This window comes from Photobacterium sp. CCB-ST2H9, from assembly GCF_023151555.2.
Classification (GTDB): domain Bacteria; phylum Pseudomonadota; class Gammaproteobacteria; order Enterobacterales; family Vibrionaceae; genus Photobacterium.
Map to the genome: position 1 here is coordinate 1,074,864 of NZ_CP100425.1, position 25,995 is coordinate 1,100,858.

The 25,995-nt window shown below is 48.6% G+C and carries 23 protein-coding genes; 12 read left to right on the forward strand and 11 right to left on the reverse strand.

Annotated features, from left to right (window positions below; all coding sequences use genetic code 11):
• Positions 1-54: 54 nt before the first annotated feature.
• The 5 genes from asnB to nagB all read right to left on the reverse strand — a co-directional run bounded on the left by asnB (position 55) and on the right by nagB (position 6,904).
• The gene (gene asnB / locus L4174_RS05210; protein ID WP_248143801.1) at positions 55-1,728 is read right to left on the reverse strand and encodes an asparagine synthase B; all 1,674 of its coding nucleotides are present in this window, start codon (positions 1,726-1,728) and stop codon (positions 55-57) included.
• A gap of 278 nt (positions 1,729-2,006) precedes the next feature.
• Positions 2,007-3,593 carry a cation:proton antiporter family protein gene (locus L4174_RS05215; RefSeq protein WP_248143802.1) on the reverse strand — a complete coding sequence of 529 codons (1,587 nt, stop codon included), beginning with the start codon at positions 3,591-3,593 and terminating at the stop codon, positions 2,007-2,009.
• 137 nt (positions 3,594-3,730) lie between these two features.
• Positions 3,731-4,948 carry an ROK family protein gene (locus L4174_RS05220; protein ID WP_248143803.1) on the reverse strand — a complete coding sequence of 406 codons (1,218 nt, stop codon included), beginning with the start codon at positions 4,946-4,948 and terminating at the stop codon, positions 3,731-3,733.
• 2 nt (positions 4,949-4,950) lie between these two features.
• On the reverse strand, positions 4,951-6,087 hold the full coding sequence (gene nagA / locus L4174_RS05225; protein ID WP_248143804.1) for an N-acetylglucosamine-6-phosphate deacetylase: 1,137 nt from the start codon (positions 6,085-6,087) through the stop codon (positions 4,951-4,953).
• Between the two features lie 16 nt (positions 6,088-6,103).
• Positions 6,104-6,904 carry a glucosamine-6-phosphate deaminase gene (gene nagB / locus L4174_RS05230; RefSeq protein WP_248143805.1) on the reverse strand — a complete coding sequence of 267 codons (801 nt, stop codon included), beginning with the start codon at positions 6,902-6,904 and terminating at the stop codon, positions 6,104-6,106.
• Between the two features lie 255 nt (positions 6,905-7,159).
• Between nagB and nagE the strand changes: the two genes are divergently transcribed.
• On the forward strand, positions 7,160-8,650 hold the full coding sequence (nagE, locus tag L4174_RS05235) for an N-acetylglucosamine-specific PTS transporter subunit IIBC (RefSeq protein ID WP_248143806.1): 1,491 nt from the start codon (positions 7,160-7,162) through the stop codon (positions 8,648-8,650).
• A 168-nt stretch (positions 8,651-8,818) separates the two neighbouring features.
• Complete coding sequence (gene glnS / locus L4174_RS05240) at positions 8,819-10,480, forward strand: glutamine--tRNA ligase (protein WP_248143807.1); 1,662 nt, start codon at positions 8,819-8,821, stop codon at positions 10,478-10,480.
• 91 nt (positions 10,481-10,571) lie between these two features.
• On the opposite strand, the gene fur is transcribed toward glnS, so the two are convergent.
• The gene (fur, locus tag L4174_RS05245) at positions 10,572-11,021 is read right to left on the reverse strand and encodes a ferric iron uptake transcriptional regulator (RefSeq protein ID WP_248143808.1); all 450 of its coding nucleotides are present in this window, start codon (positions 11,019-11,021) and stop codon (positions 10,572-10,574) included.
• Between the two features lie 202 nt (positions 11,022-11,223).
• Between fur and L4174_RS05250 the strand changes: the two genes are divergently transcribed.
• Positions 11,224-11,739 carry a DUF4442 domain-containing protein gene (locus L4174_RS05250; RefSeq protein WP_248143809.1) on the forward strand — a complete coding sequence of 172 codons (516 nt, stop codon included), beginning with the start codon at positions 11,224-11,226 and terminating at the stop codon, positions 11,737-11,739.
• A gap of 49 nt (positions 11,740-11,788) precedes the next feature.
• Here L4174_RS05250 and fldA read toward each other — a convergent pair whose 3' ends face one another.
• From fldA to L4174_RS05265, 3 genes are all read right to left on the reverse strand, one after another.
• Positions 11,789-12,316, reverse strand: coding sequence for a flavodoxin FldA (gene fldA / locus L4174_RS05255; RefSeq protein WP_036748804.1), 528 nt, complete (start codon positions 12,314-12,316; stop codon positions 11,789-11,791).
• Positions 12,317-12,514: 198 nt separating this feature from the next.
• Complete coding sequence (locus L4174_RS05260; RefSeq protein ID WP_248143810.1) at positions 12,515-12,736, reverse strand: DUF2788 domain-containing protein; 222 nt, start codon at positions 12,734-12,736, stop codon at positions 12,515-12,517.
• Between the two features lie 66 nt (positions 12,737-12,802).
• Entirely contained in the window at positions 12,803-13,573 is a 771-nt protein-coding gene (locus tag L4174_RS05265) for an alpha/beta fold hydrolase (protein ID WP_248143811.1), read from the reverse strand.
• A 101-nt stretch (positions 13,574-13,674) separates the two neighbouring features.
• Here L4174_RS05265 and seqA point away from each other — a divergent pair, with 101 nt between their 5' ends.
• Positions 13,675-14,226 (forward strand): replication initiation negative regulator SeqA, encoded by a 552-nt coding sequence (gene seqA, locus L4174_RS05270; protein WP_248143812.1) that lies wholly within the window; start codon positions 13,675-13,677, stop codon positions 14,224-14,226.
• Positions 14,227-14,268: 42 nt separating this feature from the next.
• Positions 14,269-15,915, forward strand: a complete 1,647-nt coding sequence (gene pgm / locus L4174_RS05275) for a phosphoglucomutase (alpha-D-glucose-1,6-bisphosphate-dependent) (protein WP_248143813.1) — start codon at positions 14,269-14,271, stop codon at positions 15,913-15,915.
• A 49-nt stretch (positions 15,916-15,964) separates the two neighbouring features.
• Here pgm and L4174_RS05280 read toward each other — a convergent pair whose 3' ends face one another.
• Positions 15,965-16,807 carry a DUF1853 family protein gene (locus tag L4174_RS05280; RefSeq protein ID WP_248143814.1) on the reverse strand — a complete coding sequence of 281 codons (843 nt, stop codon included), beginning with the start codon at positions 16,805-16,807 and terminating at the stop codon, positions 15,965-15,967.
• 122 nt (positions 16,808-16,929) lie between these two features.
• Here L4174_RS05280 and L4174_RS05285 point away from each other — a divergent pair, with 122 nt between their 5' ends.
• Positions 16,930-17,139: a DUF2517 family protein gene (locus tag L4174_RS05285; RefSeq protein WP_371929376.1), complete on the forward strand. Its 210-nt coding sequence runs from the start codon at positions 16,930-16,932 to the stop codon at positions 17,137-17,139.
• A 155-nt stretch (positions 17,140-17,294) separates the two neighbouring features.
• Positions 17,295-18,053 (forward strand): Nif3-like dinuclear metal center hexameric protein, encoded by a 759-nt coding sequence (locus tag L4174_RS05290; protein ID WP_248143816.1) that lies wholly within the window; start codon positions 17,295-17,297, stop codon positions 18,051-18,053.
• A gap of 80 nt (positions 18,054-18,133) precedes the next feature.
• Here L4174_RS05290 and L4174_RS05295 read toward each other — a convergent pair whose 3' ends face one another.
• Positions 18,134-19,423, reverse strand: coding sequence for a citrate synthase (locus L4174_RS05295; RefSeq protein ID WP_248143817.1), 1,290 nt, complete (start codon positions 19,421-19,423; stop codon positions 18,134-18,136).
• 417 nt (positions 19,424-19,840) lie between these two features.
• Between L4174_RS05295 and sdhC the strand changes: the two genes are divergently transcribed.
• The 5 genes from sdhC (at position 19,841) to sucA (ending at position 25,970) form a co-directional block, all read left to right on the forward strand.
• Positions 19,841-20,221, forward strand: a complete 381-nt coding sequence (gene sdhC / locus L4174_RS05300; protein WP_248143818.1) for a succinate dehydrogenase cytochrome b556 subunit — start codon at positions 19,841-19,843, stop codon at positions 20,219-20,221.
• Complete coding sequence (gene sdhD / locus L4174_RS05305) at positions 20,215-20,562, forward strand: succinate dehydrogenase, hydrophobic membrane anchor protein (RefSeq protein ID WP_248143819.1); 348 nt, start codon at positions 20,215-20,217, stop codon at positions 20,560-20,562. Before sdhC ends, sdhD begins: the two co-directional genes overlap by 7 nt.
• Entirely contained in the window at positions 20,563-22,329 is a 1,767-nt protein-coding gene (gene sdhA, locus L4174_RS05310; protein ID WP_248143820.1) for a succinate dehydrogenase flavoprotein subunit, read from the forward strand.
• Between the two features lie 14 nt (positions 22,330-22,343).
• Positions 22,344-23,057, forward strand: coding sequence for a succinate dehydrogenase iron-sulfur subunit (locus tag L4174_RS05315; protein ID WP_248143821.1), 714 nt, complete (start codon positions 22,344-22,346; stop codon positions 23,055-23,057).
• A 99-nt stretch (positions 23,058-23,156) separates the two neighbouring features.
• Positions 23,157-25,970, forward strand: a complete 2,814-nt coding sequence (gene sucA, locus L4174_RS05320) for a 2-oxoglutarate dehydrogenase E1 component (RefSeq protein ID WP_248143822.1) — start codon at positions 23,157-23,159, stop codon at positions 25,968-25,970.
• Positions 25,971-25,995 lie beyond the last annotated feature (25 nt).

Below are 25,995 nucleotides of genomic sequence, written 5' to 3' on the forward strand. Positions count from 1 at the left end.
CGGAGATAAGGCAAGCAAAGGCGGACGCGCTCTTGGATGGAGTAACGCTCGGTCTTAAGCCTTCTGATAGGCTTCGTTGTGTACGGCTGCAACTGCCCGGCCGGATGGGTCTGCGCTGTTTTTAAAGCTCTCATCCCACTCAATCGCTTTGGCTGAAGAACAGGCAATTGAAGGGCCTCCTGGTACACATTTGGCTGCGTCTTCCAGCGGGAACAATTCCTCAAAGATCTCACGGTACACATACGCTTCTTTGGTGGTCGGCGTGTTGTACGGGAAACGGAAGCGGGCAGTTTCCAGTTGCTGATCCGTTACTTTCGCTGCAGCAACTTCTTTCAGGGTGTCGATCCAGCTGTAGCCAACACCGTCGGAGAACTGCTCTTTCTGACGCCATGCCACGGACTCTGGTAACAGGTCACCAAAACACTCGCGGATGATGTGTTTTTCCATCTTGCCGTTGCCGCACATTTTGTCCTGCGGGTTGATGCTCATGGCGACTTCCAGGAATTCTTTATCCAGGAAGGGAACACGTGCTTCGATACCCCAGGCTGCCATAGATTTATTTGCACGGGCACAGTCGAACATGTTCAGAGCCAGCAGCTTACGAACGGTTTCTTCATGAAATTCCTGAGCGTCAGGCGCTTTGTGGAAATACAGATAGCCACCGAAGACTTCGTCAGCTCCTTCACCGGACAGAACCATCTTAATCCCCATGGCACGGATTTTACGGGACATCAGGTACATTGGTGTGGATGCACGGATCGTTGTGACGTCGTAGGTTTCGATGTGGTAAATCACATCCCGGATCGCGTCCAGACCTTCCTGAATGGTGTAAGTCAGCTCGTGGTGGACAGTACCGATATGATCGGCCACTTTTCTCGCGGCTTTCAGATCCGGTGCGCCTTCCAGGCCAATTGCGAATGAGTGCAGGGTCGGCCACCAGGCATCAGACTGTTCGTTGTCTTCAATACGGCGTGATGCAAACTGCTTGGTGATTGCAGAAATCACGGAAGAATCCAGACCGCCTGACAGCAATACACCGTAAGGGACATCGGTCATCAGCTGGCGTTTCACGGCACTTTCCAGTGCAGATTTCAGTCTCGCTTTGTCAGTAGCTGCGTCGGCGACCGTGCCATATTCCATCCAGTCACGTTTGTAGTAACGGACAGGCTCGCTTTTTTTGCTCCACAGGAAATGACCCGGAGGAAATTCACTGATGGTTTTACACACCGGAACCAGCGCTTTCATCTCAGAGGCAACGTAGTAGTTCCCATGTTCATCATGACCATGATACAGCGGAATGATACCGATATGGTCCCGGCCAATCAGGTAAGCATCTTCTTCTGCATCGTACAGAATGAAACCAAAAATACCGTTCAGGTAGTCCAGCAGCTCAGGGCCTTTCTCTTTGTAAAGAGCCAGGATGATTTCGCAGTCAGATTCGGTTTGAAATGGGTAGTCTGCAGCCAGCTCAGCCTGTAAATCTTTATGGTTGTAGATTTCACCGTTGACGGCCAGAATATGAGTACGGTCAGTGTTATACAGAGGCTGTTCACCGCTGTTCAGGTCGACAATAGCCAGACGCTCATGTGCAAGGATGGCTTTATCTGATGAATAAATACCAGACCAGTCTGGTCCGCGGTGACGCATTTTTTTCGACATTGACAGCGCGGTTTCGCGCAGGACCGTTGGGTCACTTTTAATATCTAGAATCCCGAATACTGAGCACATACTGACTACTCCAACACATAGTTAAATAGGGGGAAACAAAGCCTGAATGAAGCAAGGGTATTGTTATTGTCCCTCAGCTTTTGTTCCGTTCTGATTGTTAAAATTGCGTATTCAACAAACAAAAGCAACCCAAAACCATCAATCAATGTAAAAAAGACATCTTTGGTGAATAATATTTAATAAAATTAGGTTTAGGTGAATTTTTTTTAAAATCGGCTGGTTTTTTGGGCGGGAATCCGAACGGCCACCTTGGTGGCCGCTCGGAAAATTCAGAGGAATTAAAAGGATTTGATATCTGCGGTGATTGATTCACAGACATGCCGGGCGAAACCGTTACCGGCTTCCCGGTAGATGTTGAAGGCCGCGTCAACACCCTGTTCGAGGAGTGCTGCTTCTTCATCTTCATACCGGGCAATCGCTGCGATTTTTCCCTTGTAGCCAAGCTGGCGGATTTGCTCAAGAGCAACAGTATTTGCCTGACTGTGAGGCATTGCCAACAGGATCAGGCGGGTTTGGTGACGCGAAATCACCCGTGCCCAGAAATCCGGATCGGTTGCATCCCCAAGGATGACGTGACGGCCTTCCTGAACATGGCTTTCTACGGCCTCTTCGCGGTTTTCGATACCGACGACCTGGGGACCGAAGCGGCGAACCATTTCTTCATAAGCCCCGGTGCCGATTCTACCCATCCCAAGGATAAGGACTTGTTTCTTTCCTAAGTCGATGAGCCGGTCATTCGGATTCAGTTTTTCCGGCTCAAATTCCTTCAGCCATCGGGTGCTTTCCAGATAGATTCGGTGGCTCAGGCTGTTCAGCGGGGCAGACAACAAGAAGGACAGTGACACGGCAATTGCAATGGCGACCAAAAAGTCGCCCGGCAGCCAGCCAAGCTGATAGGCAAGCCCGGCCACAATCAGACCAAACTCACTGTAGTTGAACAGCGTCAGTGTGCCGAGTAATGAAGTCCGGACCCTGAAATGGAACTTATGGAATACCAGATAGTAAAGTAATCCCTTCAGCGGCAGCAGCAACAAGAGCAGCAGTGCTAACAGGAACCCTTCCCAGGTGGGCGATTCTGCAAGTCCGATGTTCAGGAAAAAGAAAACCAGTAACAGTTCTTTCAGATTAAAGAGTGACTTCGACAGTTCGGACGATTTGGGATGAGCTGCCAGCAGCATTCCCAGTACCAGAGCCCCCAAATCTGCCTTCATGCCGACCAGACTGAAGAGCCCGGCTCCGGCAACCAGAGCCAGAAAAATGCCATAGAGAACCAGCATTTCTCCATGTCCGGCTTTATCCAGAATCTTGAACAGAGAGGGACGGAGTAAGGGTAAGGCAAACAGTGCCAGTGCAGTGATTTCGGGTAATTTGCCAGTTGAGGCGGTCAGGAAAATGACCGCGAAAATATCCTGCATAACCAGCACGCCAATGGCAAGGGTACCATAGGTCGCATTCAGTTCACCTTTCTCTTGTAAGGCTTTGATTGCAAAGACAGTGCTGGAAAAAGAAAGCGCGAAGCCGAGTAAAGCAAGTTGCGCGATTTCCAGGTCTTCAAGGATACCCAGCCCTAAGGTTTTGAGGGCGAAGAGGGTAAAGGTAAAGATAGCTGTCGTGAGAATGTTGTGTATCGTCGCTCCGGCCCAGACTTCTTTTTGCAGCAGGGTTTTAATGTCCAGCTTCAGACCGATGCAAAACAAAAGGATGGTGACCCCGAGATCAGCAATGGCACTAATCACGGGAGTGGTTGAATAGCCGAAAGAGTTCAGTACAAATCCTGCGACCAGGAATCCGACTAACGGAGGGAGTTTGCTTCTAAGCGCTAAATAACCTGCCAGAAAAGCAGCAATGATATAAATCAGATCCATAAGAAAGCTTCGTATCCAGAGCAATAAGAAATGATATCATTTCAATTGGTTGCATTTGTTGGGCCGAATATAACACAGGGTATGCCTTAAAAAAGACATACCCTGTCAACATAATAGTTTTCTAATTGTAACTGTTTTTAATCTTCAAGCAGGCGTTGCAACAGAACTCCGTTGAGCATCGCACGTTTGATCATCGAAAATGCTCCGATTGTGGGTTGCGTATAGAGCTGGGACTCCACAATTGGCAGTGACTGGTGGAAGGTAGACAGTGATTGTGTTTCGATACAACGTCTGATTGCCGGGAAAACAATATCTTTTGCGAGTGTAATGTTGCCTGCAACAACAATCTTTTGCGGATTGAACAGGTTGATTGTCATCGCCAGCGCTTTGCCTAGCTGGTTCCCCACTTTCACCAGCGCTTGTGTTGCAAGCTCATCACCTTGATTCGCCGCTTCACATATCGCCGGCATGGTCACGTCTTCCAGTTTCTGCAGGCTGCTTGGATAGCCCTGATCAAGCAATGCCTGAACGTGGCGGATAATTGCTGGATCGGCTGCAACAGTTTCAAGGCAACCGAAATTGCCACATTGGCACTTATCGCCGAGTGGATCGATTTGGATATGACCAATTTCACCTACATTTCGGTTATAACCCAGGAAAACCTGACCATTGACGATGATTCCGGCCCCTGTACCACGATGGACACTGACAAGAATCGAATCTCTGCAGTCCTGACTTGCGCCAAAGTAGTGTTCGGCTAAAGCCAGTCCTCGGATGTCATTCCCGACGAAACAAGACACCCCATATTTATCCGTAATGATATCGGCAAGTGCCAGAGGAGACTCAATCGTAATATTTGGCATGTACTCTACAATCCCTTTTTCAGGGTCGATGAGTCCGGGGAGAGTGATGCCGAATGCAATGAGTTCTTTCAGGATGGATTGATTCGCACTGATAAACTGGCGGATATGCTCCGAGAGTCCGTCGAGCAGTTCCTGCTGATTTGAGTAAGGAAAATGATGAGCCGTTCCTGCCAGGCTCTTACCGCTCAAATCGTAAAGCGTCATTTCGATATAATCGCGACCCAGCCGGATAGCAATCGAGTGGAAAGGCGCTGACTCTGTTGTGAGAGAGATTGCGCGACGGCCACCTGTCGAAGCTTGTTGTGCGACCTCTTTGATGAGGCCGCGTTCAAGCAATTGGCGGGTAATCTTGGTCACACTGGCTGGCGCTAATTGACTGACGTCTGCCACTTGAATTCGAGAAATAGGGCCTTGCAAGTCAATGAGCCGGTAAACAGCTGCACTATTCAGCTGTTTCACCAGGTCGACATTACCGATTTGTCCGCCAGTCATAGTTAAGTTTGCTCGTATTTTCCGTTAACCACTGTCGCCCTGACACGGAAATCACGATCAAAAACAGCCAGGTTAGCCACCATGCCTTTTTTGACAGCCCCCAGTTTCTTATCCACACCAATGGCGCGGGCAGGGTACAGGGTAGCCATACGAATCGCTTCGTCCAGGGCGATACCTACATGTTCAACACTGTTCTGAACGGCTTCAATCATCGTCAGTGCAGAACCGCCAAGTGTGCCGTTTTCATCAACACACTTACCATCACGGTAATATACTTTCTTACCAACAAAAATAAAGTGATCTATGTCTGCTCCTGCTGGTGCTGTCGCATCCGTCACAAGAATCAGTTTTTCCCTTTTAATTCTGTGAGCTATACGAATATTGGCATAGTCAACGTGAAAGCCGTCAGCAATGATGCCAGTGTATACTTCTGGCGTATCGTAAATGGCTCCGACCATTCCCGGTTCGCGTCCGGCAATTGGAGTCATCGCATTGAACAGATGTGTACTGAAAGTGATACCTGCAGCAAAGCCTCTGCGAGCTTCAGCGTATGTTGCGTTCGTATGGCCAGCAGAAACTACAATGCCGGCCTGGGCCAGTTTCTCGATATGTTTGGCGGGAGTCTGCTCCGGAGCAAGGGTCACTTTGGTGATGATATCAGCGTTTTCACACAAAAAATCAATCATTTCATCGTCTGAACGACGGATGTGATCCACACTGTGGATCCCTTTTTTCATCACATTCAGGTAGGGCCCTTCAAGGTGAAGACCTAATGAATGGTTTTGGTAATTTTCTTCATACTCACGGGCAGCGAAAACGGCAGCTTTCATGTCGTTATCTGACGAGGTGATCAGGGTCGGAAGAAAGCTGGTGCAACCTGACTTGAGGTTGGCTTTGTGCATGGTGTGAATTGTGTCAGCTGTGATTTCATCGTTGAACATCACGCCACCACAACCATTCAACTGAAGGTCAATAAAGCCTGGAGACAGGTTCGCCCCATCCAGATTCTGGATAGGAAGATCAGCAGGTAGCTCTGCCTCAGGGCATACAGCGCGAATGTTCACTCCGTCAATAATAACAGCGTGGTTATCCAGCACATCGCTACCGGTAAAAATGCGGCAGTTGGTCAGCGCGTACATGAACATATCCTATTGATTAAAGGTGTTTGATGTTTTCTGCTTCCAGTTCCTCAAAATAACGAACTGTTTTCACTTTCAGCTCCTGCGTTGCAGGTTCATCACAGACGATCAGAGATTTCGGATGCAGCTGCAGGGCAGAAACCGTCCAGAGGTGGTTTACACAGCCCTCAACAGCGGCTTCAAGTGCCAGAGCCTTGTTATGGCCTGTTACCAGAATCATGACTTCTTCCGCATCCAGCAGAGTACCGACGCCGATAGTCAGTGCATACTTGGGTACTTGTTTCATATCACCATCGAAGAAACGAGAATTAGCAATACGTGTGTCTTCGGTCAGGGTTTTAATCCGGGTACGTGATGCCAGGGAAGACGCTGGTTCATTGAATGCGATATGGCCATCGTTGCCAACACCGCCCATGAACAGATGGATTTTTCCGTAAGATTTAATCTTCTCTTCGTAACGCTTGCACTCTGCTGAGTGGTCATCGGTATTTCCGTTCAGCAGGTTTATGTTTTCTTCTTGAATATCAATATGATTGAAGAAGTTGTTATACATGAAACTGCGGTAGGATTCCGGATGGTCAGAAGGCAGGCCAACGTACTCATCCATGTTAAATGTGACCACATGCTTAAAACTTACTTCACCAGCATTATAAAGCTCAATCAGACGCTTGTAGGTTGCCAGAGGCGTACCGCCGGTAGGCAGGCCAAGTACGAAAGGACGATCAGTAGTTGGCTTAAATTTATTAATACGATCAACGATATAACGTGCTGACCACAAACCAACTTCGCGTGCGTTGTTCAGTGGGATAAGTCTCACGGTAACACCTCATTGCTATAAAAGAATACTCGAGAATTTTAGCTTTATATCTGATTTCTTTCGAATGATAAAATAAGTTTTATGACCGGGCTAGCAAAATCGCGTAAACAGCGCAGGTGCTGGTGATTGGGATCACAAATGATAACGTTTTAATTTGCGGGGCGAAATTAAAGGCATAAACTGCAACTAACTTAATCGGGTAACTAAAATAAGTTATCTAAACCGCATCTAAGAAAACCATAGGGGGAACTAAGGGTGAATATTCTTGGATACTTTCAAAAAGTAGGTAAGGCGTTGATGGTGCCAGTCGCCACGCTGCCTGCCGCCGCAATACTCATGGGTATAGGTTACTGGATTGATCCGAACGGCTGGGGTGCCAACAGCGCACTGGCAGCTTTCCTGATCAAAGCAGGCGGCGCGATTATCGAAAACATGTCTGTCCTGTTTGCTGTCGGTGTCGCGTACGGTATGTCAAAAGATAAAGATGGTGCAGCAGCACTTTCTGGCTTCGTTGGCTATCTTGTTGTCACCACTCTTTGTTCTCCAGCGGCCGTTGCTCAGATTCAGGGTATCGACCTAAGTGCTGTTCCTGCGGCATTCGGTAAGATTGAAAACCAGTTCGTCGGTATTCTGGTCGGTATCGTTTCGGCTGAGCTGTATAACCGTTATTCGACGGTTGAACTGCACAAAGCATTGGCTTTCTTTAGCGGTAAGCGTCTGGTTCCTATCCTGACTTCTGTTGCAGGTATTTTCCTGGCATTCGTTCTGATGTACGTCTGGCCACACGTCTATGGCGGTCTGGTTCACTTTGGTGAAGGAATTCAAGGGCTGGGTGATGTTGGTGCGGGTCTGTATGCATTCTTCAACCGTCTGCTGATCCCTGTTGGTCTGCACCACGCACTGAACTCAGTATTCTGGTTCGATGTTGCAGGTATTAATGACCTGCCTAACTTCCTGGGTGGCGCGAAGTCTATTGCTGACGGTGTGGCGGTTCCTGGTCAAACCGGTATTTACATGGGTGGTTTCTTCCCAATTATGATGTTCGGTCTGCCTGGTGCTGCACTGGCGATGTACCATACAGCGAAGCCGGAAAACAAAGAGAAAGTTGCTTCTATCATGATTGCAGCTGCTTTTGCTTCATTCTTTACTGGTGTGACTGAGCCGCTGGAATTTGCCTTCATGTTCCTGGCCCCTGCGCTGTACGTTGTGCACGCAGTTCTGACGGGTATCTCCGTTTATATCGCAGCAAGCATGCAGTGGATTTCCGGTTTTGGTTTCTCTGCAGGTATGGTCGATATGGTTCTGCAATCTAAAAACCCGCTGGCGACACAGTGGTATATGCTGATTGTCCAGGGTCTGGTCTTCTTTGCGATTTACTATGCAGTCTTCCGTTTTGCAATCGTGAAGTTCAATCTGAAGACTCCTGGTCGTGAAGATGCAGATGCCGACGAAGCTATTGGCGCAGGTTCTCAGGAAACCGGTGAACTGGCGAAACAGTACCTGAAAGCACTGGGTGGTCATGGCAACCTGGAAAACATTGATGCTTGTATTACTCGTCTGCGTCTGACACTGAAAGACAGCAGTCTGGCTGACGAGAAAACACTGAAAGCACTGGGTGCCATGGGTGTTGTGAAACTGGGTTCAAACAACCTGCAGGTAATTCTTGGCCCACTGGCCGAAATCGTTGCGGGTGAGATGAAGAAGATCCCGGCATCAGAAGACCTGTCTGCGGTAAAACTGCCGTAACTGACAGCTCATCTGAGCTAAAAATCGAGTGAAAAGTGAGGCCGGCCCAAATGGGCCGGTTTTTTTTCGCTCTGATCATGAATCAATGCATACTAATTGTTGAGTCATGGCCTGTATTTGTGGATCATTACAGGTTTGAAGATCCTGTTAGCACACGAGGTGTTATTGATGAGTGAATCTGAAGCTCGTCCAAGCAATTTTATCCGCCAAATTATCGATGCGGATTTAGCCAGTGGTAAGCACACCAGCGTCCACACACGTTTTCCGCCTGAACCGAATGGCTATTTGCATATTGGTCACGCAAAGTCTATCTGTCTGAACTTTGGTATTGCTCAGGATTACCAGGGACAATGTAATCTGCGTTTTGATGACACGAACCCGGAAAAAGAAGACATTGAATACGTAGAGTCAATCAAGAAGGACGTAAACTGGCTGGGCTTTGAGTGGAGCGGTGAGATTTGTTACTCATCTAACTACTTTGATCAGCTTTATGCATATGCTCTTGAGCTGATTCAGAAAGGGTTGGCTTACGTCGATGAGCTGACGCCAGAGCAGATGCGTGAATATCGCGGTACTCTGACTGAGCCGGGTAAGGAAAGCCCATACCGCGATCGCCCGGTTGAAGAAAACCTGGCTCTGTTTGAGAAAATGAAAAACGGCGAAGTTGAAGAAGGAAAAATGTCGCTTCGTGCCAAGATTGATATGGCTTCACCGTTTATGGTGATGCGTGATCCTGTGCTGTACCGTGTTCGTTTTGCAACGCACCATCAGACCGGTGACAAATGGTGCATCTATCCGATGTACGATTTCACGCACTGTATCTCTGATGCGCTGGAAAACATTACACATTCACTGTGTACGCTGGAATTTCAGGATAACCGTCGTCTGTATGACTGGGTGCTGGATAACATCACAATCGATAGTCGTCCACGTCAGTACGAATTCAGCCGTCTGAATCTTGAATATACAGTGATGTCCAAGCGTAAGCTGAACCAGCTGGTGACAGAGAATCTGGTTTCGGGTTGGGATGACCCGCGTATGCCAACAATCTCTGGCTTACGTCGCCGTGGTTTCACGTCAGCTTCGATTCGTGAGTTCTGTAAGCGCATTGGTGTGACCAAGCAGGAAAACACCATTGAAATGAGCTCTCTGGAATCCTGTATTCGTGATGATCTGAACGAGAATGCACCGCGTGCGATGGCTGTTCTGGATCCAGTGAAACTGGTGATTGAAAACTTCGGTGACACTGAAACCCTGAAAATTGGTAATCACCCGAATAAACCAGAAATGGGCGAGCGCGATGTACCATTCAGTCGTGAATTGTATATCGAACGTGAAGACTTCCGCGAAGAAGCCAACAAGAAGTATAAGCGCCTGGTGCTGGGTAAAGAGGTGCGTCTGCGTGGCGCTTATGTGATTAAAGCTGAGCGTGTTGAAAAAGACGCTGAAGGTAATATCACCACAATCTTCTGTAGCTACGACCCTGAGACTCTGGGTAAGAATCCGGAAGATGGCCGTAAAGTGAAAGGCGTCATCCACTGGGTCTCGGCTGAGCAGGCAGTACCGGCTGAGATTCGTCTGTATGATCGTCTGTTCAATGTGCCAAATCCTGGTGCTGCAGATGATTTCGCATCGACAATTAATCCAGAGTCACTGCTTGTGATGAAGGGCTTTGTTGAGCCAAGTCTGGCAGAGGCCAAACCTGAGTATGCTTTCCAGTTTGAGCGTATGGGCTATTTCTGTGCGGATAACAAAGATTCGTCTTCGGCGCATCTGGTGTTTAACCGTACAGTGGGTCTGCGTGATTCCTGGGCGAAGATTGCTGAATGATGATCTCTAGGCTGGCTTCTATGTCAGCCTGAATCTGAGCGAAACAAAAAACCAGCCGAAGGGCTGGTTTTTTTATGAGGTTGAAAGATGGTTATTTTTTCTCGTCGTGCAGACTTTCATCTTTGTTGCAATCACCTGCAGTACAATGGCCGTACAGATATAAACTGTGGTTTGTCAGGCGGATGTTGTAGCTTTCAGCAATCTGCTTTTGTCGTTCTTCAATCAGATCATCTGAAAATTCAATGACTTTTCCGCAATCAAGACACACAAGGTGATCGTGGTGATGCTGGGTAGAAAGTTCAAAAACTGACTTTCCGCCTTCAAAATGGTGTCGAGTGACAATGCCTGCATCGTCAAACTGGTTCAGAACACGGTAAACAGTGGCCAGGCCAATCTCTTCACCAATATCGATCAACTTTTTGTACAAATCTTCAGCACTGATGTGTTGACACTCAGGATCCTGAAGTACTTCCAAAATTTTCAGGCGCGGAAGTGTGACTTTTAGACCTGCTTGTTTAAGTGCTTGGTTGTTATCTGACATTCGAGTTTCCTTTGGCTAGCCGTAACAATGAAAATGGAGGTTACGGTAGTCTTTCGCATATCTGTTCATTATAAGTGACGACAGCACAACAATAAACCTTAATGCTGAATGGGTCTAGGAAAGTTGTGACTTTAATTCGCCTGATATAAATGTTAAAAAAACGTACTATACTCATCGTACCAGATCATAGGGAAGTGAAGGCGTGTACAAGTTTTATAAGCCTGGCATTGTAAAATTTGCCTTGAATATCTGGCCGCCATTTTGGGGGGCCGGCATTCGGATTCGACGGATCAGTGAGGATTTTCGCCATGTAGAAATCTGCCTGAAGTTAAGATGGTGGAATAAGAATGCAAACCGGACGCAATATGGCGGCAGTATTTTTTCGCTGACGGATCCAGTCTATGCGCTGATGCTGATGGGAATTCTCGGGAAAGAATACTTTGTCTGGGATAAACAGGCAGAAGTGAATTTTCTGAAGCCGGGTCAGACCGATTTAACGGCTGTTTTTACGATTTCAGACCAGTATGTTGATGAAATCAGACGTTCGACAGCATCGGGTGATAAGTTTTTTCCTGAATTTATTGTGCATGTCATGGATGCAAAAGGAGAGGTTGTTGCTCAGGTGAAACGCGTGCTTTATGTGAGAAAAAAACCGCAGTACCGGGAAACTGATTCTGATGAGCAGCAAAATCAAAGCGAAGCTTTGGTAAATGAATGAAAAAAAACGCGCGAAAGCGCGTTTTTTTAAAGTTGTAGAGGGATGTCGCTTAGTCAGCTAGTTCAGCCAGACACATTTCTTCGTAGATTTGTTTCACCCACTTTTCAACACGCTCATCCGTCAGTTCTGGTTGACGATCTTCATCAATGCACAGACCGACAAAGTGGCTGTCGTCTACCAGCGCTTTTGAGGCTTCAAATTCGTAGCCTTCAGTCGGGAAATGACCCACGATCACGGCACCACGTCCTTCAACGATATCACGGACTGTACCCATGGCATCACAGAAGTACTCGGCGTAATCTTCCTGATCACCACAGCCAAAAATTGCGACCAGTTTGTTCTCGAAATCGATGCCTTCCAGTTCAGGGAAGAAGTCATCCCAGTCACATTGAGCTTCACCGTAGTACCAGGTCGGGATGCCCAGCAGCAGCAGGTCGAAGTTTTCAATATCTTCTTTGCTGCTCTTAGCAATGTCTTTGACTTCAACCAGATTTTTACCCAGTTGCTTTTGGATCATTTTAGCGACGGCTTCTGTGTTACCTGTGTCGCTACCAAAGAAGAGTCCTACACTCGCCATAGTAGAGATTACCCGTGTTTAAGTTGTTGGCCGCCAGCTATGGCTAACGGCATCAGAAAATGAACAGGCTGTCGGTCACTCTGGTGCTGATACGCGCCTGAAAGTATTCGTTGCAGCGATCGTGGTGTCGGCTGTTGTGAAAACCTTAAGATTGCCCTTTGGGTTTGCTTGAGCTGAAAAAAGCCGAAACCTCAGGTTTTAACCGATGCCAACGCCTTCCATTGTGAATTGAATCACGCCTTTAGATATGAATCCGAAGCACCCTAAGAACAAGACCAGCCAGACGATTTTACGACCAAACGGAGGCACATTGCCTTGCTTAAGGACATCTTTGATTGCCATACCAATGAAAAAGAAGATAGTAGCGAACAAGAAATCCAGTCCAACTGATTCCAGCAGGTCCATGTGCTCGTATAACATCTGTTTCTCCTTCGCAAGTTTCATCCTTGCATCCGGCGCGCACTATAGCATAGTGTGCCGGATGTGTTAATTCTTAAGGCCTTGTAAAAAGTTCAGAATGATACGGTTCACGGTTTCTGGTTTTTCTGCATGCAGCCAGTGGCCTGTATTCGTAACCATGTGAGCTTTGGCATTCGGGAACTGACCCATAATGGCTTCTCTGTGTTCAGGCTGAATGTATTCGGAGTTCTGTCCTTTGATAAACAGCGTCGGACCCGTGAATGGTGAAATCGTTTCCCAGCCCATGATTGTACTGTAATTGGCAATCAGAGCCTCAACATGGAAGCGCCAGCGGAAGCCCTCATCAGCTTTATAAAGTGATTTCAGCAAAAACTGCCGGACACCAGCTTCTTCAACATGCAATGCAAGGTAGTGTTCAGCATCTTTGCGGCTGGTCACGGTCTGATTGTTCACGGCTTGCAAACCGGCGAAGACGTTTTCATGACGGTGTACATGATAAGCGACAGGTGCCATATCCAGTACAATCAGACTTTTGATGCGTTCCGCAGCCAGCGCTGCCATTGTCATTGCGACTTTTCCGCCCATGGAATGGCCGATGACAGTGAAATTTTCAATATCCAGTTGATTCAGTACGTCAAGAACATCCTGTGCCATCTCCTGGTAAGTAAAGTGCTCACTATGAGGGGAGCGCCCATGATTACGAAGGTCAACACTGATGACCTGGCAGGTATCTTTCAGTGAACGGGCCAGAATGCCAAGATTATCTGCGCTGCCAAAAAGGCCATGGATGAGCACGACAGTCTGGCCTTGCCCCTGAATTTGATAATGAAGATTCACAGACTATTTCTCTTGTAGTTAACGCTTTGGCGTAGAGTATACCTTCGCTTCACGTTATAATCTCCCGGTGATTTTTTAACGGAACGATAATGAACACTACGATGAAAACTATTGAGGTTGACGAAGAGCTATATCGTTATATTGCCAGCCAGACCCGGCACATCGGTGAAAGTGCGTCAGATATTCTGCGTCGGTTACTGAAGGTGGATGAAGCACAGCATCATCATCAACCGGTCATGCCAGTCCGTCCAAAGGCAGCACAAGCGATTGTTGTCAGCAAAGATGCAGGCAATCTGCCGCAGTCTGAAGACAGAGTGAAAGCGATGCGCTCTTTGCTGATTTCAGACGAATTTGCCGGCCAGGAAAAAGCGATTGGTCGTTTCATGCTGGTGCTTTCGACACTCTATCGTCTCGATTCTCAGGCTTTCACCGACGCCACAGAAATCAAAGGCCGTACTCGCGTTTATTTCGCTGACAGTGAAGAAAAACTATTGAACAGCGGTAAAACGACCAAACCGAAAGCCATACCTGACACACCATTCTGGGTAATCACCAATACGAATACTGATCGTAAACGTCAGATGATTGAGCAGCTGATGCAAAAAATGCAGTTTACTCAGGACATCATCGACAAAGTTTGCGGTGAAATTTAACCGCTGCTGATACAGCAAAAAACTCGTACAAGGGATATGTTCATGGCGATTCATCCTCGTGCCGGGCAGCGCGCCCGGCAAGAAGACATGCATAACATTCCGGCCCTGGTGGCCAATTATTTTTTGATTGAACCGGATGCATCTGAACCGTCTCAGCGGGTTGCATTTGGAACTTCAGGCCATCGCGGCAGTGCTGACAAAGGTACATTTAACCAGTTTCACATTTGGGCGATTGCTCAGGCTGTGGCTGATGTACGCCGGGAGCAGGGGATCACGGGTCCGCTGTTTTTGGGGAAAGATACGCATGCTTTATCTGAGCCCGCATTTCTTTCTGCTTTGGAAGTACTGGTTGCCAATGATGTCAAAGTCATTGTCCAGATGAAACAAGGCTATACGCCAACTCCAGGGATATCGCATGCCATTCTGACTTATAACCGCGAACATGCGGATAAAGCGGATGGGATTGTGATCACACCTTCGCACAACCCACCACAGGATGGCGGGATTAAGTACAATCCTCCTCATGGCGGTCCTGCCGAAGGTGCGCTTACGACTGCGATTGAAAATCGCGCAAATCAGCTGATTGCTGATGGCCTGGTTGGCGTGAAACGCATTCCTGTTTCTGAAGCCCTGTCGAGTGAATTCGTCTCTGAGCAGGATCTGGTAGCACCTTATGTGGCTGATCTCATCCATGTCATTGATATGGCTGCCATTCAACAGGCGAACCTGAAACTTGCTGTGGACCCGCTCGGAGGTTCCGGAATTGAGTATTGGCGTGCCATTGGTAGCCACTACAATCTGGACCTGACGCTGGTGGATGAATCGATTGATCCGGCGTTCCGGTTTATGAGCCTGGATAAAGACGGTGTCGTTCGCATGGACTGCTCGTCTCCTTATGCGATGGCGGGTCTGCTTGCCCATAAGGACGATTATGATCTGGCATTCGGAAACGATCCTGATTTTGACCGCCACGGCATCGTGACACCGGCAGGACTGATGAATCCGAACCATTTCCTGGCTGTGTGTATCGATTATCTTTATCGCCACCGTCCGGAATGGAAAGCAACGGTTGCTGTTGGTAAAACACTGGTTTCCAGTGCCATCATTGATCGGGTCGTCGCTGATTTAGGCCGTGAATTGTGTGAGGTCCCTGTAGGCTTCAAATGGTTTGTTGATGGCTTGTACAGCGGTGAGCTGGGCTTTGGTGGTGAAGAAAGTGCAGGAGCTTCTTTCCTGCGCAAGGATGGAACACCTTGGTCAACGGATAAAGACGGCATTCTGCTTTGTTTGCTGGCGGTTGAGATCACCGCGGTGACAGGCATGAATCCGCAGCAATATTACCAGGCCTTAACCGAGAAACATGGTGAATGTTGCTACAGCCGCTTGCAGGCAGTTGCAAACGGCGAACAGAAAGCTGTGTTGAGTAAACTGTCGCCGGAAATGGTGAAAGCAGAAATGCTGGCAGGTGATGAGATTATTTCTCGCCTGACGCATGCGCCTGGAAATGGTGCTGCGATTGGCGGACTGAAAATTACCACCAAGAACGGTTGGTTTACGGCGCGTCCGTCGGGAACAGAAGAAATCTATAAGATTTATTGCGAAAGTTTCAAAGGTGAGGCGCATTTGCGCCAGATTGAAGCGGAAGCGCAGGAAATTGTCAGTATAGTTTTTGCTGACGCTGGTCTGTAGTGTTCCAGTGAAGTGTGTCCATGAAACCCGCAGATGACTGCGGGTTTTTTTATGGTTTTCTGACAGGATTTAAAGCTGCGCTGCGGTGTTTATCCCGGTTATGTAGTGGCCAGTGGTCGGGCACAATGAACCAGACGCGATGGCACGCATCGATACCCTGAGTGGGAACGGTGATCGTACTTACATCCATTTCAAGCGTTGTTGGAACATAGGCCGGCGGCGTCAGCCATTCGCGTTTGGACAGTGTTCTCAAGGAGAGCGTGTCTGCCTGTGATTGGAAACACCATAAGCCTTTATTAACGCAGGGGTTAATGGATAATCCGGAACCTGACTCTTCATACCGAAAGTGGTCAAAGAGCCTTCCCTGCACAATCAGACGCTGGCAAACCGGCTGTCCCAGCGTTTCTGCATATTGGGTCTGATAGGCTTGATGACTTGTCATAGCCAGTTGATGATCAACCATTCGGTTGATTTTTCGGTCCAGGTTGTCTGCTGAGTTTGGCCCTAACCAGCGATTTTGGTGAGCCAGATAAAATTTGATGGCCACTTCCCAGTGTTCCAGTTGATTCATGGACTTGTTGAAAACCAGAAAATCAATTGCGCCAAGTGTACGCTTGTCTTCATGAAGCTGCAGTTCTTCAGCGACCAGTTCGAAATCAGGATGGTGGATGATCAACTGTTGCCAAAGCCACTGATAATAAAAGCCAAGCCGCTGGTTCCCCTCATAGCTCACATGTGTCGGAATGACTGCCCGTTTTCTGAAATGAGAGAGCCAGGCATCATCAACCTGATGGCTGATGTCCTGGGTCAGGACAGGAATGGTCAGGACACTCTGAAAATCTCTGTCGTGAACATTACGTTCTTTTCTTTCACCTTTTATGAAATTTGTCATCAATATTTGTCTGAATTCGATTATTTACCAGTTTTTAACAAGAATAAAACAAAATAAAAGTAGTAAAATTTCAAAAACGCGCTACAGTGTAGAGGTATGACCAGTTAGCAAATCAGGAGGCAATGATGTTTACACCTTTATCAACTCAACAAATTATCCTGCGCCGGACTTTTGTTGTGATCGCGGGCGTGCTGAGCTTTCCGATTTTGATGCTGATGCCGACCTCTATCAAGTCACGTGTTTACAGTTATCTGCATAAGGTCTGGCTGAAAACCAGCACAAAACCTGTCTGGCTGAAGCAGTCAGAGCATGGTGTTCAGGAACTTTACTAAGCATACCAGCATACTGGTGTTGCTGTTGAAATGCTGCCATCGGCAGCATTTTTTATGACAAATGGGCAATAAGACCCAGTCCCGAGCTCGTTCTGACTGGTTCTCTCCTTGCTGAGTTGGTTAAAATAAATGTATCAGCTCTGAAGGAAGCACGCATGAACAACCTTAAACTCGAATCAATTCTGAATACTTTACTAAGCCCGCATTTGATCAGGGATTACTGTCCCAATGGTTTACAGGTTGAAGGGAAAAGTGAAGTTCAAACCATTGTCAGTGGTGTGACAGCTTGTCAGGCTTTAATTGATCGCGCTATCGAGATGAAAGCGGATGCATTGTTGGTTCACCACGGATACTTCTGGAAAAATGAACCGGCAGAAATTCGTGGCATGAAATACCGTCGCATCAAAGCGTTGATTGAAAATGGGATTAACCTGTATGCCTACCACTTGCCTCTGGATGTCCATCAGGAGTTAGGGAATAACGCCCAGCTGGCTGAGCTGCTTGGGATCAAGCATTTAGGTGGCATGGAGCCGGGTAATCCCCATCCTGTAGCTGTTTATGGGGAGTTTCCGACACCGCTTACCGGTGAACAGCTGGCGACCCGGATTGAGAAAGCATTACACAGGAAACCGCTTCATATCGGAGAAGGTGGGGCCGCCGAGATTAAGACGGTTGGCTGGTGCACCGGTGGGGGCCAGGACTTCATTGATCAGGCGGTTTCATTAGGGCTGGATGCTTATATTACCGGCGAAGTTTCTGAACGGACTGTCCATACAGCCCGGGAGCAGGGTATTCATTTCTACAGTGCCGGCCACCACGCCACTGAACGTTATGGCGTTGAAGCTTTGGGCGAGTGGTTAGCTGACGAACATCACCTGGATGTCACATTTATTGATATCGATAATCCGGTGTAAGTTCGCAGGCTGAGGTTGAAGAAATAAAAAAGGTTGAGCAGAAGCTCAACCTTTTCTTTTCACAGCGTATATTTACTGTATTACTCACGCTCATGCAGCGGTTGGAAATCTCGCTGCTGATGACCTGTGTACAGCTGACGCGGACGACCGATACGGTTGTTCGGATCACTGTGCATTTCGTTCCAGTGTGCAATCCAGCCAATGGTACGGGACATTGCAAAGATCACTGTGAACATAGAGATAGGAATCCCAATGGCTTTCAGAATGATGCCAGAGTAGAAGTCTACGTTCGGATACAGTTTCTTATCAATGAAGTACTCATCAGACAGTGCAATACGCTCAAGCTCCATCGCGACATCCAGCAGTGGATCATCGATCTTCAGCTCTTGCAGTACTTCATGACATGCTTCACGCATGACGGTTGCACGCGGGTCATAGTTCTTGTAGACACGGTGACCGAAGCCCATCAGACGGAATGGGTCGTCTTTATCCTTCGCACGTTCGATATACTCTGGGATATTTTCAACACTGCCGATCTCTTCCAGCATCCGCAGACATGCTTCATTTGCACCACCATGCGCCGGGCCCCACAGAGAAGCGATACCAGCAGCAATACATGCAAACGGGTTTGCACCCGAAGAACCTGCCAGACGAACGGTTGACGTTGAGGCATTTTGCTCGTGGTCAGCATGCAGAGTGAAGATCTTGTCCATCGCTTTCGCTACAACCGGGCTGACTTCATATTCTTCACATGGTGTTGCGAACATCATGTGTAAGAAGTTTTCCGCGTAGTCCAGATCGTTGCGAGGGTAGATGAACGGCTGACCAATTGAGTACTTGTAACACATGGACGCCAGAGTTGGCATTTTAGACAGCAGGCGGAATGCAGTAATTTCGCGGTGCTCGTCGTTATTAATGTCCAGTGAATCGTGGTAGAAAGCTGCAAGTGCACCAACAACACCACACATCACGGCCATTGGGTGAGCATCACGGCGGAAGCCATGGAAGAAGCTTGCAATTTGCTCATGAACCATCGTGTGGCGGGTCACGGTTTTACGGAATTGCTCGTATTCGGCGCGGGTAGGAACTTCGCCGTACAGCAAGATGTAACAGACTTCTAAATAATCAGCGTTATTAGCCAATTGGTCGATCGGATAGCCACGGTGAAGCAGCACACCTTTCGCACCGTCAATGTACGTAATTTGAGATTCACATGATGCAGTAGCTAAGAAACCAGGGTCGAAGGTAAAGTAGCCAGATGCACCGAGTTTACGCACATCCAGTACTTCCGGACCTAGTGAGCCCCCGAGAATCGGCAGTTCGACCGGTGCTTTCCCTTCAATATGAAGAGTAGCTTTCTTGTCTGCCATAACAATCTCCTTTGTTATTTTATAATCCTCATCCGAAATCGGATGTGCCGTCTTTGTACAGCTCGGATATGTTGTTGTCAATTCCTCTTCATGGGAGTGTGCGCTTGTTAATAACTTTAAGTAAAAGCGGGCGTATATCTCAAACCGTGTTAGAGGTCATGTAACAGGGTTTGTAATTGATTGTTGCGAGGCGTATACTCGGCGGCAGGTCTCTGGTTCTGCCATCGCCAGAAACAATGATAAAGTTATTAGTAATATTAGCGACTTAAGCTGAAACGACTTTTGCTTTGCTGTACATAGACTTGTGCTAATTAAGTGTAGCGCAGTTGTTGTGCCTTTGTTGCGCTGTTTTGGCGTACGCATGCCGGAGGTTTTATAAAAATAAAACGCTTCTATGGAGCTGAGTGGGCAAAGACCGTGAAAGTTAATAAGACAAGACCTGTCAACCTCGACCTACAGACGATTCGCTTTCCGCTGACAGCGATCTCGTCTATCCTGCACCGTGTATCGGGCGTGATCACTTTTATTTCCCTTGCCATCCTGCTATGGCTGCTAAACCTCTCTTTATCTTCTCCTCAGGGATTTGCGGAAGCCGCTGAAATTGTCGACAGCTTCTTCGTCAAATTCGTCCTTTGGGGTGTGCTGACAGCACTGTTCTACCACATTGTGCTGGGCGTACGTCACCTCATCATGGACATGGGATATTTTGAAGAGCTTGAATCGGGAACCACGAGTGCGAAAATCAGTTTTGCAATTGTGGCGGTTCTGGCCGTATTTGCAGGAGGCCTGGTATGGTAAGCAACGTTTCCACTGTCGGACGTAATGGTGTTCACGACTTTATCCTTGTTCGTGCAACTGCGATTATCCTCACTCTTTACACCATTTATATGGTGTGCTTTTTCGCTTTTGGCCCTGAGCTGAACTATGAAACCTGGACGGCGTTCTTTTCACAACTGAGCACCAAAGTCTTCACGATGCTGGCTCTGGTATCTGTGTTGATTCACGGTTGGATCGGTATGTGGCAAGTGCTGACAGACTACATTAAACCTGCGCTGCTGCGTGCTGGTCTGCTGCTCGCGATTGTCGCTGTGCTATTTGGTTATCTGTTTTCTGGTTTCTTTATTTTGTGGGGTGTGTAAGTGAGCATTGCAGTTCGAGAGTTTGATGCCGTAGTCATCGGTGCTGGTGGTGCAGGCATGCGTGCAGCACTACAAATTTCTGAGCAGGGCCTGAAATGTGCGCTGCTTTCTAAAGTATTCCCAACCCGTTCTCATACCGTATCTGCGCAGGGTGGTATCACCGTTGCGCTGGGTAACTCCCATCCGGATAACTGGGAATGGCATATGTATGATACCGTGAAAGGTTCTGATTACATCGGTGACCAGAACGCGATCGAGTACATGTGTAAGAATGGTCCTCAATCTGTGATTGAGCTGGAGAAAATGGGATTACCTTTCTCCCGTTTTGACAATGGCCGTATTTATCAGCGTCCATTCGGTGGTCAGTCGAAAGAGTTCGGCGGCGAGCAGGCTGCACGCACAGCTGCAGCGGCTGACCGTACCGGCCACGCATTGCTGCATACGCTGTATCAGCAAAACATTAAGCATAAAACAACCATTTTCTCTGAGTGGTATGCCCTGGATCTGGTGAAAAACCAAGATGGCGCAATCCTGGGTTGTACAGCTCTGTGCATGGAAACCGGCGAGATTTGTTATTTCAAATCGAAAGCGACAATTCTGGCAACTGGTGGTGCAGGCCGTATCTACCAGTCAACGACGAACGCGCATATTAACACCGGTGATGGCGTGGGTATGGCACTGCGTGCAGGTGTTCCTGTTCAGGACATTGAAATGTGGCAGTTCCACCCAACCGGTATTGCAGGCGCTGGTGTTCTGGTGACTGAAGGTTGTCGTGGTGAAGGTGGTTATCTTCTGAATAAAGACGGTGAGCGCTTCATGGAGCGTTATGCACCAAATGCGAAAGATCTGGCGGGTCGTGACGTGGTGGCACGTTCGATGATGGTTGAGATCCGTGAAGGTCGCGGTTGTGATGGTCCATGGGGCCCGCACATTAAACTGAAACTGGATCATCTGGGTAAAGATGTTCTGGAATCACGTCTGCCGGGTATCCTGGAACTGTCCCGTACCTTTGCACACGTTGACCCTGTGAAAGAGCCGATTCCGGTCATTCCAACCTGTCACTACATGATGGGCGGTGTACCGACTCAGGTTTCCGGTCAGGCAATCAAGCAAGATGCAAACGGCCAGGATGTTGAAGTTCAGGGTCTGTTCGCCTGTGGTGAAATTGCATCGGTATCTGTACACGGTGCTAACCGTCTGGGTGGTAACTCCTTGCTTGATCTGGTGGTCTTCGGCCGTGCAACTGGTTTGCACCTGGGTGAAACACTGGCGGCACAAGCGGAAGCACGTCCGGCAACTGAATCTGACATCGAAGCTTCTCTGTCACGTCTGAATCGTTGGAACAACACTCAGAAAGGTGAAGATCCAGTTCAGATCCGTAAAGACCTGCAATCTTGCATGCAAAACAACTTCTCGGTCTTCCGTGAAGGTGCAGCAATGGCTGAAGGCCTGAACCAGCTGAAAGAAATCCGTGAGCGTCTGAAAGAAGCGCGTCTGGATGATACGTCTTCTGAGTTCAATACACAGCGTATCGAGTGTCTGGAGCTGGATAACCTGATGGAAACCGCTTACGCGACGGCTGTTGCAGCGAATTACCGTACTGAAAGTCGTGGTGCTCATGCACGTTTCGACTTCCCTGAGCGTGATGACGCGAACTGGCTGTGTCACTCAATTTACAACCCTGAGACTGAGCAAATGTCTAAGCGTGACGTAAATATGACCCCGGTTCATCGTGAAGCATTCCCGCCGAAAGCGCGGACATACTAAGGGAGGTAAACAACATGAAACTGAATTTCTCTATTTACCGTTATAACCCTGACGTAGATAACGCGCCACACATGAAAGGGTACACGCTGGAAGTGCCAGAAGGTTCCGACATGATGGTACTGGATGCGCTGATTCTGCTGAAAGAGCAGGATCCGACACTGGCATTCCGTCGTTCTTGCCGTGAAGGTGTTTGTGGTTCTGACGGTATCAATATGAACGGTAAGAACGGACTGGCTTGTATCACGCCGTTGTCAGCACTGACAGACAAGAAAACAATTGTCATTCGTCCGCTGCCGGGTCTGCCTGTCATTCGTGACTTGATCATTGATATGGACCAGTTCTATACCAACTATGCCAAGGTGAAGCCGTTCCTGATTAATGAAAGCGAGCATCCGCCAGCACGGGAAAACCTGCAATCGCCGGAAGAACGTGCGCATCTGGATGGTCTGTATGAGTGCATCATGTGTGCTTGCTGCTCGACATCGTGCCCGTCTTTCTGGTGGAACCCGGATAAATTCATCGGTCCGGCTGGTCTTCTGGCAGCTTACCGCTGGCTGATTGACAGCCGTGATACGGCGACTGAAGAGCGTTTGTCTGATCTGGATGACGCATTCAGTGTATTCCGTTGTCACAGCATCATGAACTGTGTCAGCGTTTGTCCGAAAGGACTTAATCCGACGAAAGCGATTGGTAACATCCGTTCGATGCTGCTGAAGCGCGCGGTGTAATTCAAAAGAATTATCGATATGCCAGCTGAGTTTCAGCTGGCTTTTCAGCCCGGTGAACGACCGGTGCAAGTGGCGATAACAAGTGGTTAAGGGAAAACAATGCAGAACGGCGTTATGAAGGCTTGGCTCGAGTCTTCACATCTGGCTGGCGCCAACGCAACTTATGTAGAAGACCTCTACGAGTTGTATCTAAGCGACCCAGAATTAGTTGACGAAGAATGGCGTCACGTTTTTAGTGAATTGCCTGTTGTGAATGGTGTTGCCGTCGAGCAGCCGCATTCACGTGTTCGTGATTACTTCCGGCGTTTAGCGAAAGAAACGACCTTTTTAAGTGCTAGCGTCAGCGATCCTGATGTTGATGCCAAACAGGTGAAGGTATTGCAGTTGATTAACGCATACCGTTTCCGTGGCCATCAGCATGCAAACCTGGACCCGCTGGGATTATGGCAACAGGAACGAGTTCCGGACCTGGCTCCTGCTTTCCATAACCTCACAGCGGAAGATTTTGATCAAAGCTTCAATGTCGGTTCGTTTGCCTTAGGCAAAGAGACAATGAAGCTTTCTGAGATCTATGAGGCGCTGAAAAAAACCTATTGTGGTTCGATTGGTGCTGAGTATATGCACATTACCGACACGGAAGAAAAACGCTGGATTCAGCAGCGTCTGGAATCTGTGATTGGTCAAGGCACTTTCACTCAGGAAGAGAAATTAACGTTCCTGGACGAACTGACTGCCGCTGAAGGTCTTGAGCGTTATCTGGGTGCGAAATTCCCGGGTGCCAAACGTTTCTCGCTGGAAGGTGGTGACGCGCTGATCCCGATGATGAAAGAACTGATCCGCAGTGCTGGTAACAGTGGTGTGCGTGAAGTTGTCATCGGAATGGCCCACCGTGGTCGTCTGAACATGCTGGTGAACGTTCTGGGTAAAAAGCCACAGGATCTGTTTGATGAGTTCGCGGGCAAACACGGTGAGTCCTGGGGGACCGGTGATGTGAAATATCACCAGGGTTTCTCTGCAGACTTTGCAACACCAGGCGGTGATGTACACCTGGCTCTGGCCTTTAACCCTTCTCACCTGGAAATCGTCAACCCTGTGGTTGTTGGTTCTGTGCGTGCCCGTCAGGACCGCCTGGGAGACAGAGACGGTTCTATGGTTCTGCCAATCACCATTCATGGTGACTCTGCGATCGCGGGACAGGGTGTGGTTGCTGAGACGTTCAACATGTCTCAATCACGCGGCTACCGTGTTGGCGGTACGGTCCGCATTGTGGTGAATAACCAGATTGGTTTCACAACCTCAAATCCTCATGACACCCGCTCAACTCAGTACTGTACTGATATCGCGAAGATGGTTCAGTCACCAATCTTCCACGTCAATGCAGACGATCCGGAAGCTGTTGCATTTGTGACCCGTCTGGCGCTGGATTTCCGGAATGAATTCAAGCGTGATGTTGTAATTGATCTGGTCTGTTACCGCCGTCATGGCCACAACGAAGCGGATGAGCCGAACGCGACCCAGCCGCTGATGTACCAGAAGATCAAAAAACACCCGACACCACGTAAGATCTATGCTGATGCACTGGTTGATGAAACGTGTATCAAAGCAGAAACTGCAACTGCACTGGTGAATGAATACCGTGATGCACTGGATCGCGGTGAATGTGTGGTGAAAGAATGGCGTCCGATGACGCTGCACTCTGTCGACTGGTCTCCATATCTGGGTCATGACTGGACGAAAGAGTGGGCAAATAAAGTCGGCAGCCAGCGTCTGCATGAACTGGGTCAGCGTATTTGCCAGTACCCTGAAAGCCATAAACTGCATAGTCGTGTACAGAAACTGTACAACGATCGCCAGTCAATGGTTGCCGGCGAGAAAGACGTCGACTGGGGTATGGCTGAGACTCTGGCCTACGCAACACTGGTTGATGAAGGCCACCGCATCCGTATTACGGGTCAGGATTCTGGCCGAGGTACCTTCTTCCACCGTCATGCGGTTCTGCATAACCAAACGGATGCCAGTACTTACATGCCGCTGGCGAACATCCATGACAAACAAGGTCCGTTCCAGGTTTTCGACTCCGTCCTGTCGGAAGAAGCTGTACTGGCCTTTGAATATGGTTACGCAACGGCTGAGCCTGGCGGTCTGACAATCTGGGAAGCACAGTTTGGTGATTTCGCCAATGGTGCGCAGGTTGTGATTGACCAGTTCATCAGTTCCGGTGAGCAGAAGTGGGGCCGTATGTGCGGTCTGACCATGTTGCTGCCTCATGGTTATGAGGGACAGGGTCCAGAGCACTCCTCTGCACGTCTGGAACGTTATCTGCAGCTTTGTGCTGAGCAGAACATGCAGGTCGTGATTCCTTCCACACCAGCGCAGGTTTATCACATGATCCGCCGTCAGGTACTTCGCCCGATGCGTCGTCCGCTGATTGTGATGTCTCCGAAGTCGCTGCTGCGTCATCCGCTGTGTACATCCACCATGGATGACTTGTCTGAAGGTAATTTCCAGCCGGCGATTGGCGAGATTGATGCGTTGGATCCGAAACAAGTAAAACGTGTTGTCCTGTGCTCAGGCAAGGTGTATTACGATCTGCTGGAACAACGTCGTAAGCGCGAGCAGACGGATGTTGCCATTATCCGAATTGAGCAACTGTACCCATTCCCGAAAGAGGATGTGGAAGCTGCTCTGGCTGATTATCAGCATGTGACTGACTTCGCATGGTGTCAGGAAGAGCCGCAAAACCAGGGTGCCTGGTACAGCAGCCAGCATAACTTCCGTGCCGCTCTGCCTGCAGGCGCGCAATTAGAGTATGCCGGCCGCCCAGCGTCAGCTTCACCTGCCGTTGGTTATATGTCAGTACACTTGAAACAACAGAAAGCGTTGATTGACGACGCTCTGAACACAGAACAATAAGCCCAGAGCTGGAACAAAAAGGACA

Bases quoted from the DNA above. Each gene is read 5' to 3' on its own strand.
- asnB (WP_248143801.1), bottom strand. From the start codon at position 1,728: ATGTGCTCAGTATTCGGGATTCTAGATATTAAAAGTGACCCAACGGTC.
- L4174_RS05215 (WP_248143802.1), bottom strand. From the start codon at position 3,593: ATGGATCTGATTTATATCATTGCTGCTTTTCTGGCAGGTTATTTAGCG.
- L4174_RS05220 (WP_248143803.1), bottom strand. From the start codon at position 4,948: ATGACTGGCGGACAAATCGGTAATGTCGACCTGGTGAAACAGCTGAAT.
- nagA (WP_248143804.1), bottom strand. From the start codon at position 6,087: ATGTACGCGCTGACCAACTGCCGCATTTTTACCGGTAGCGATGTGCTG.
- glnS (WP_248143807.1), top strand. From the start codon at position 8,819: ATGAGTGAATCTGAAGCTCGTCCAAGCAATTTTATCCGCCAAATTATC.
- fur (WP_248143808.1), bottom strand. From the start codon at position 11,021: ATGTCAGATAACAACCAAGCACTTAAACAAGCAGGTCTAAAAGTCACA.
- fldA (WP_036748804.1), bottom strand. From the start codon at position 12,316: ATGGCGAGTGTAGGACTCTTCTTTGGTAGCGACACAGGTAACACAGAA.
- L4174_RS05260 (WP_248143810.1), bottom strand. From the start codon at position 12,736: ATGTTATACGAGCACATGGACCTGCTGGAATCAGTTGGACTGGATTTC.
- seqA (WP_248143812.1), top strand. From the start codon at position 13,675: ATGAAAACTATTGAGGTTGACGAAGAGCTATATCGTTATATTGCCAGC.
- pgm (WP_248143813.1), top strand. From the start codon at position 14,269: ATGGCGATTCATCCTCGTGCCGGGCAGCGCGCCCGGCAAGAAGACATG.
- L4174_RS05280 (WP_248143814.1), bottom strand. From the start codon at position 16,807: ATGACAAATTTCATAAAAGGTGAAAGAAAAGAACGTAATGTTCACGAC.
- L4174_RS05285 (WP_371929376.1), top strand. From the start codon at position 16,930: ATGATGTTTACACCTTTATCAACTCAACAAATTATCCTGCGCCGGACT.
- L4174_RS05290 (WP_248143816.1), top strand. From the start codon at position 17,295: ATGAACAACCTTAAACTCGAATCAATTCTGAATACTTTACTAAGCCCG.
- L4174_RS05295 (WP_248143817.1), bottom strand. From the start codon at position 19,423: ATGGCAGACAAGAAAGCTACTCTTCATATTGAAGGGAAAGCACCGGTC.
- sdhD (WP_248143819.1), top strand. From the start codon at position 20,215: ATGGTAAGCAACGTTTCCACTGTCGGACGTAATGGTGTTCACGACTTT.
- L4174_RS05315 (WP_248143821.1), top strand. From the start codon at position 22,344: ATGAAACTGAATTTCTCTATTTACCGTTATAACCCTGACGTAGATAAC.
- sucA (WP_248143822.1), top strand. From the start codon at position 23,157: ATGCAGAACGGCGTTATGAAGGCTTGGCTCGAGTCTTCACATCTGGCT.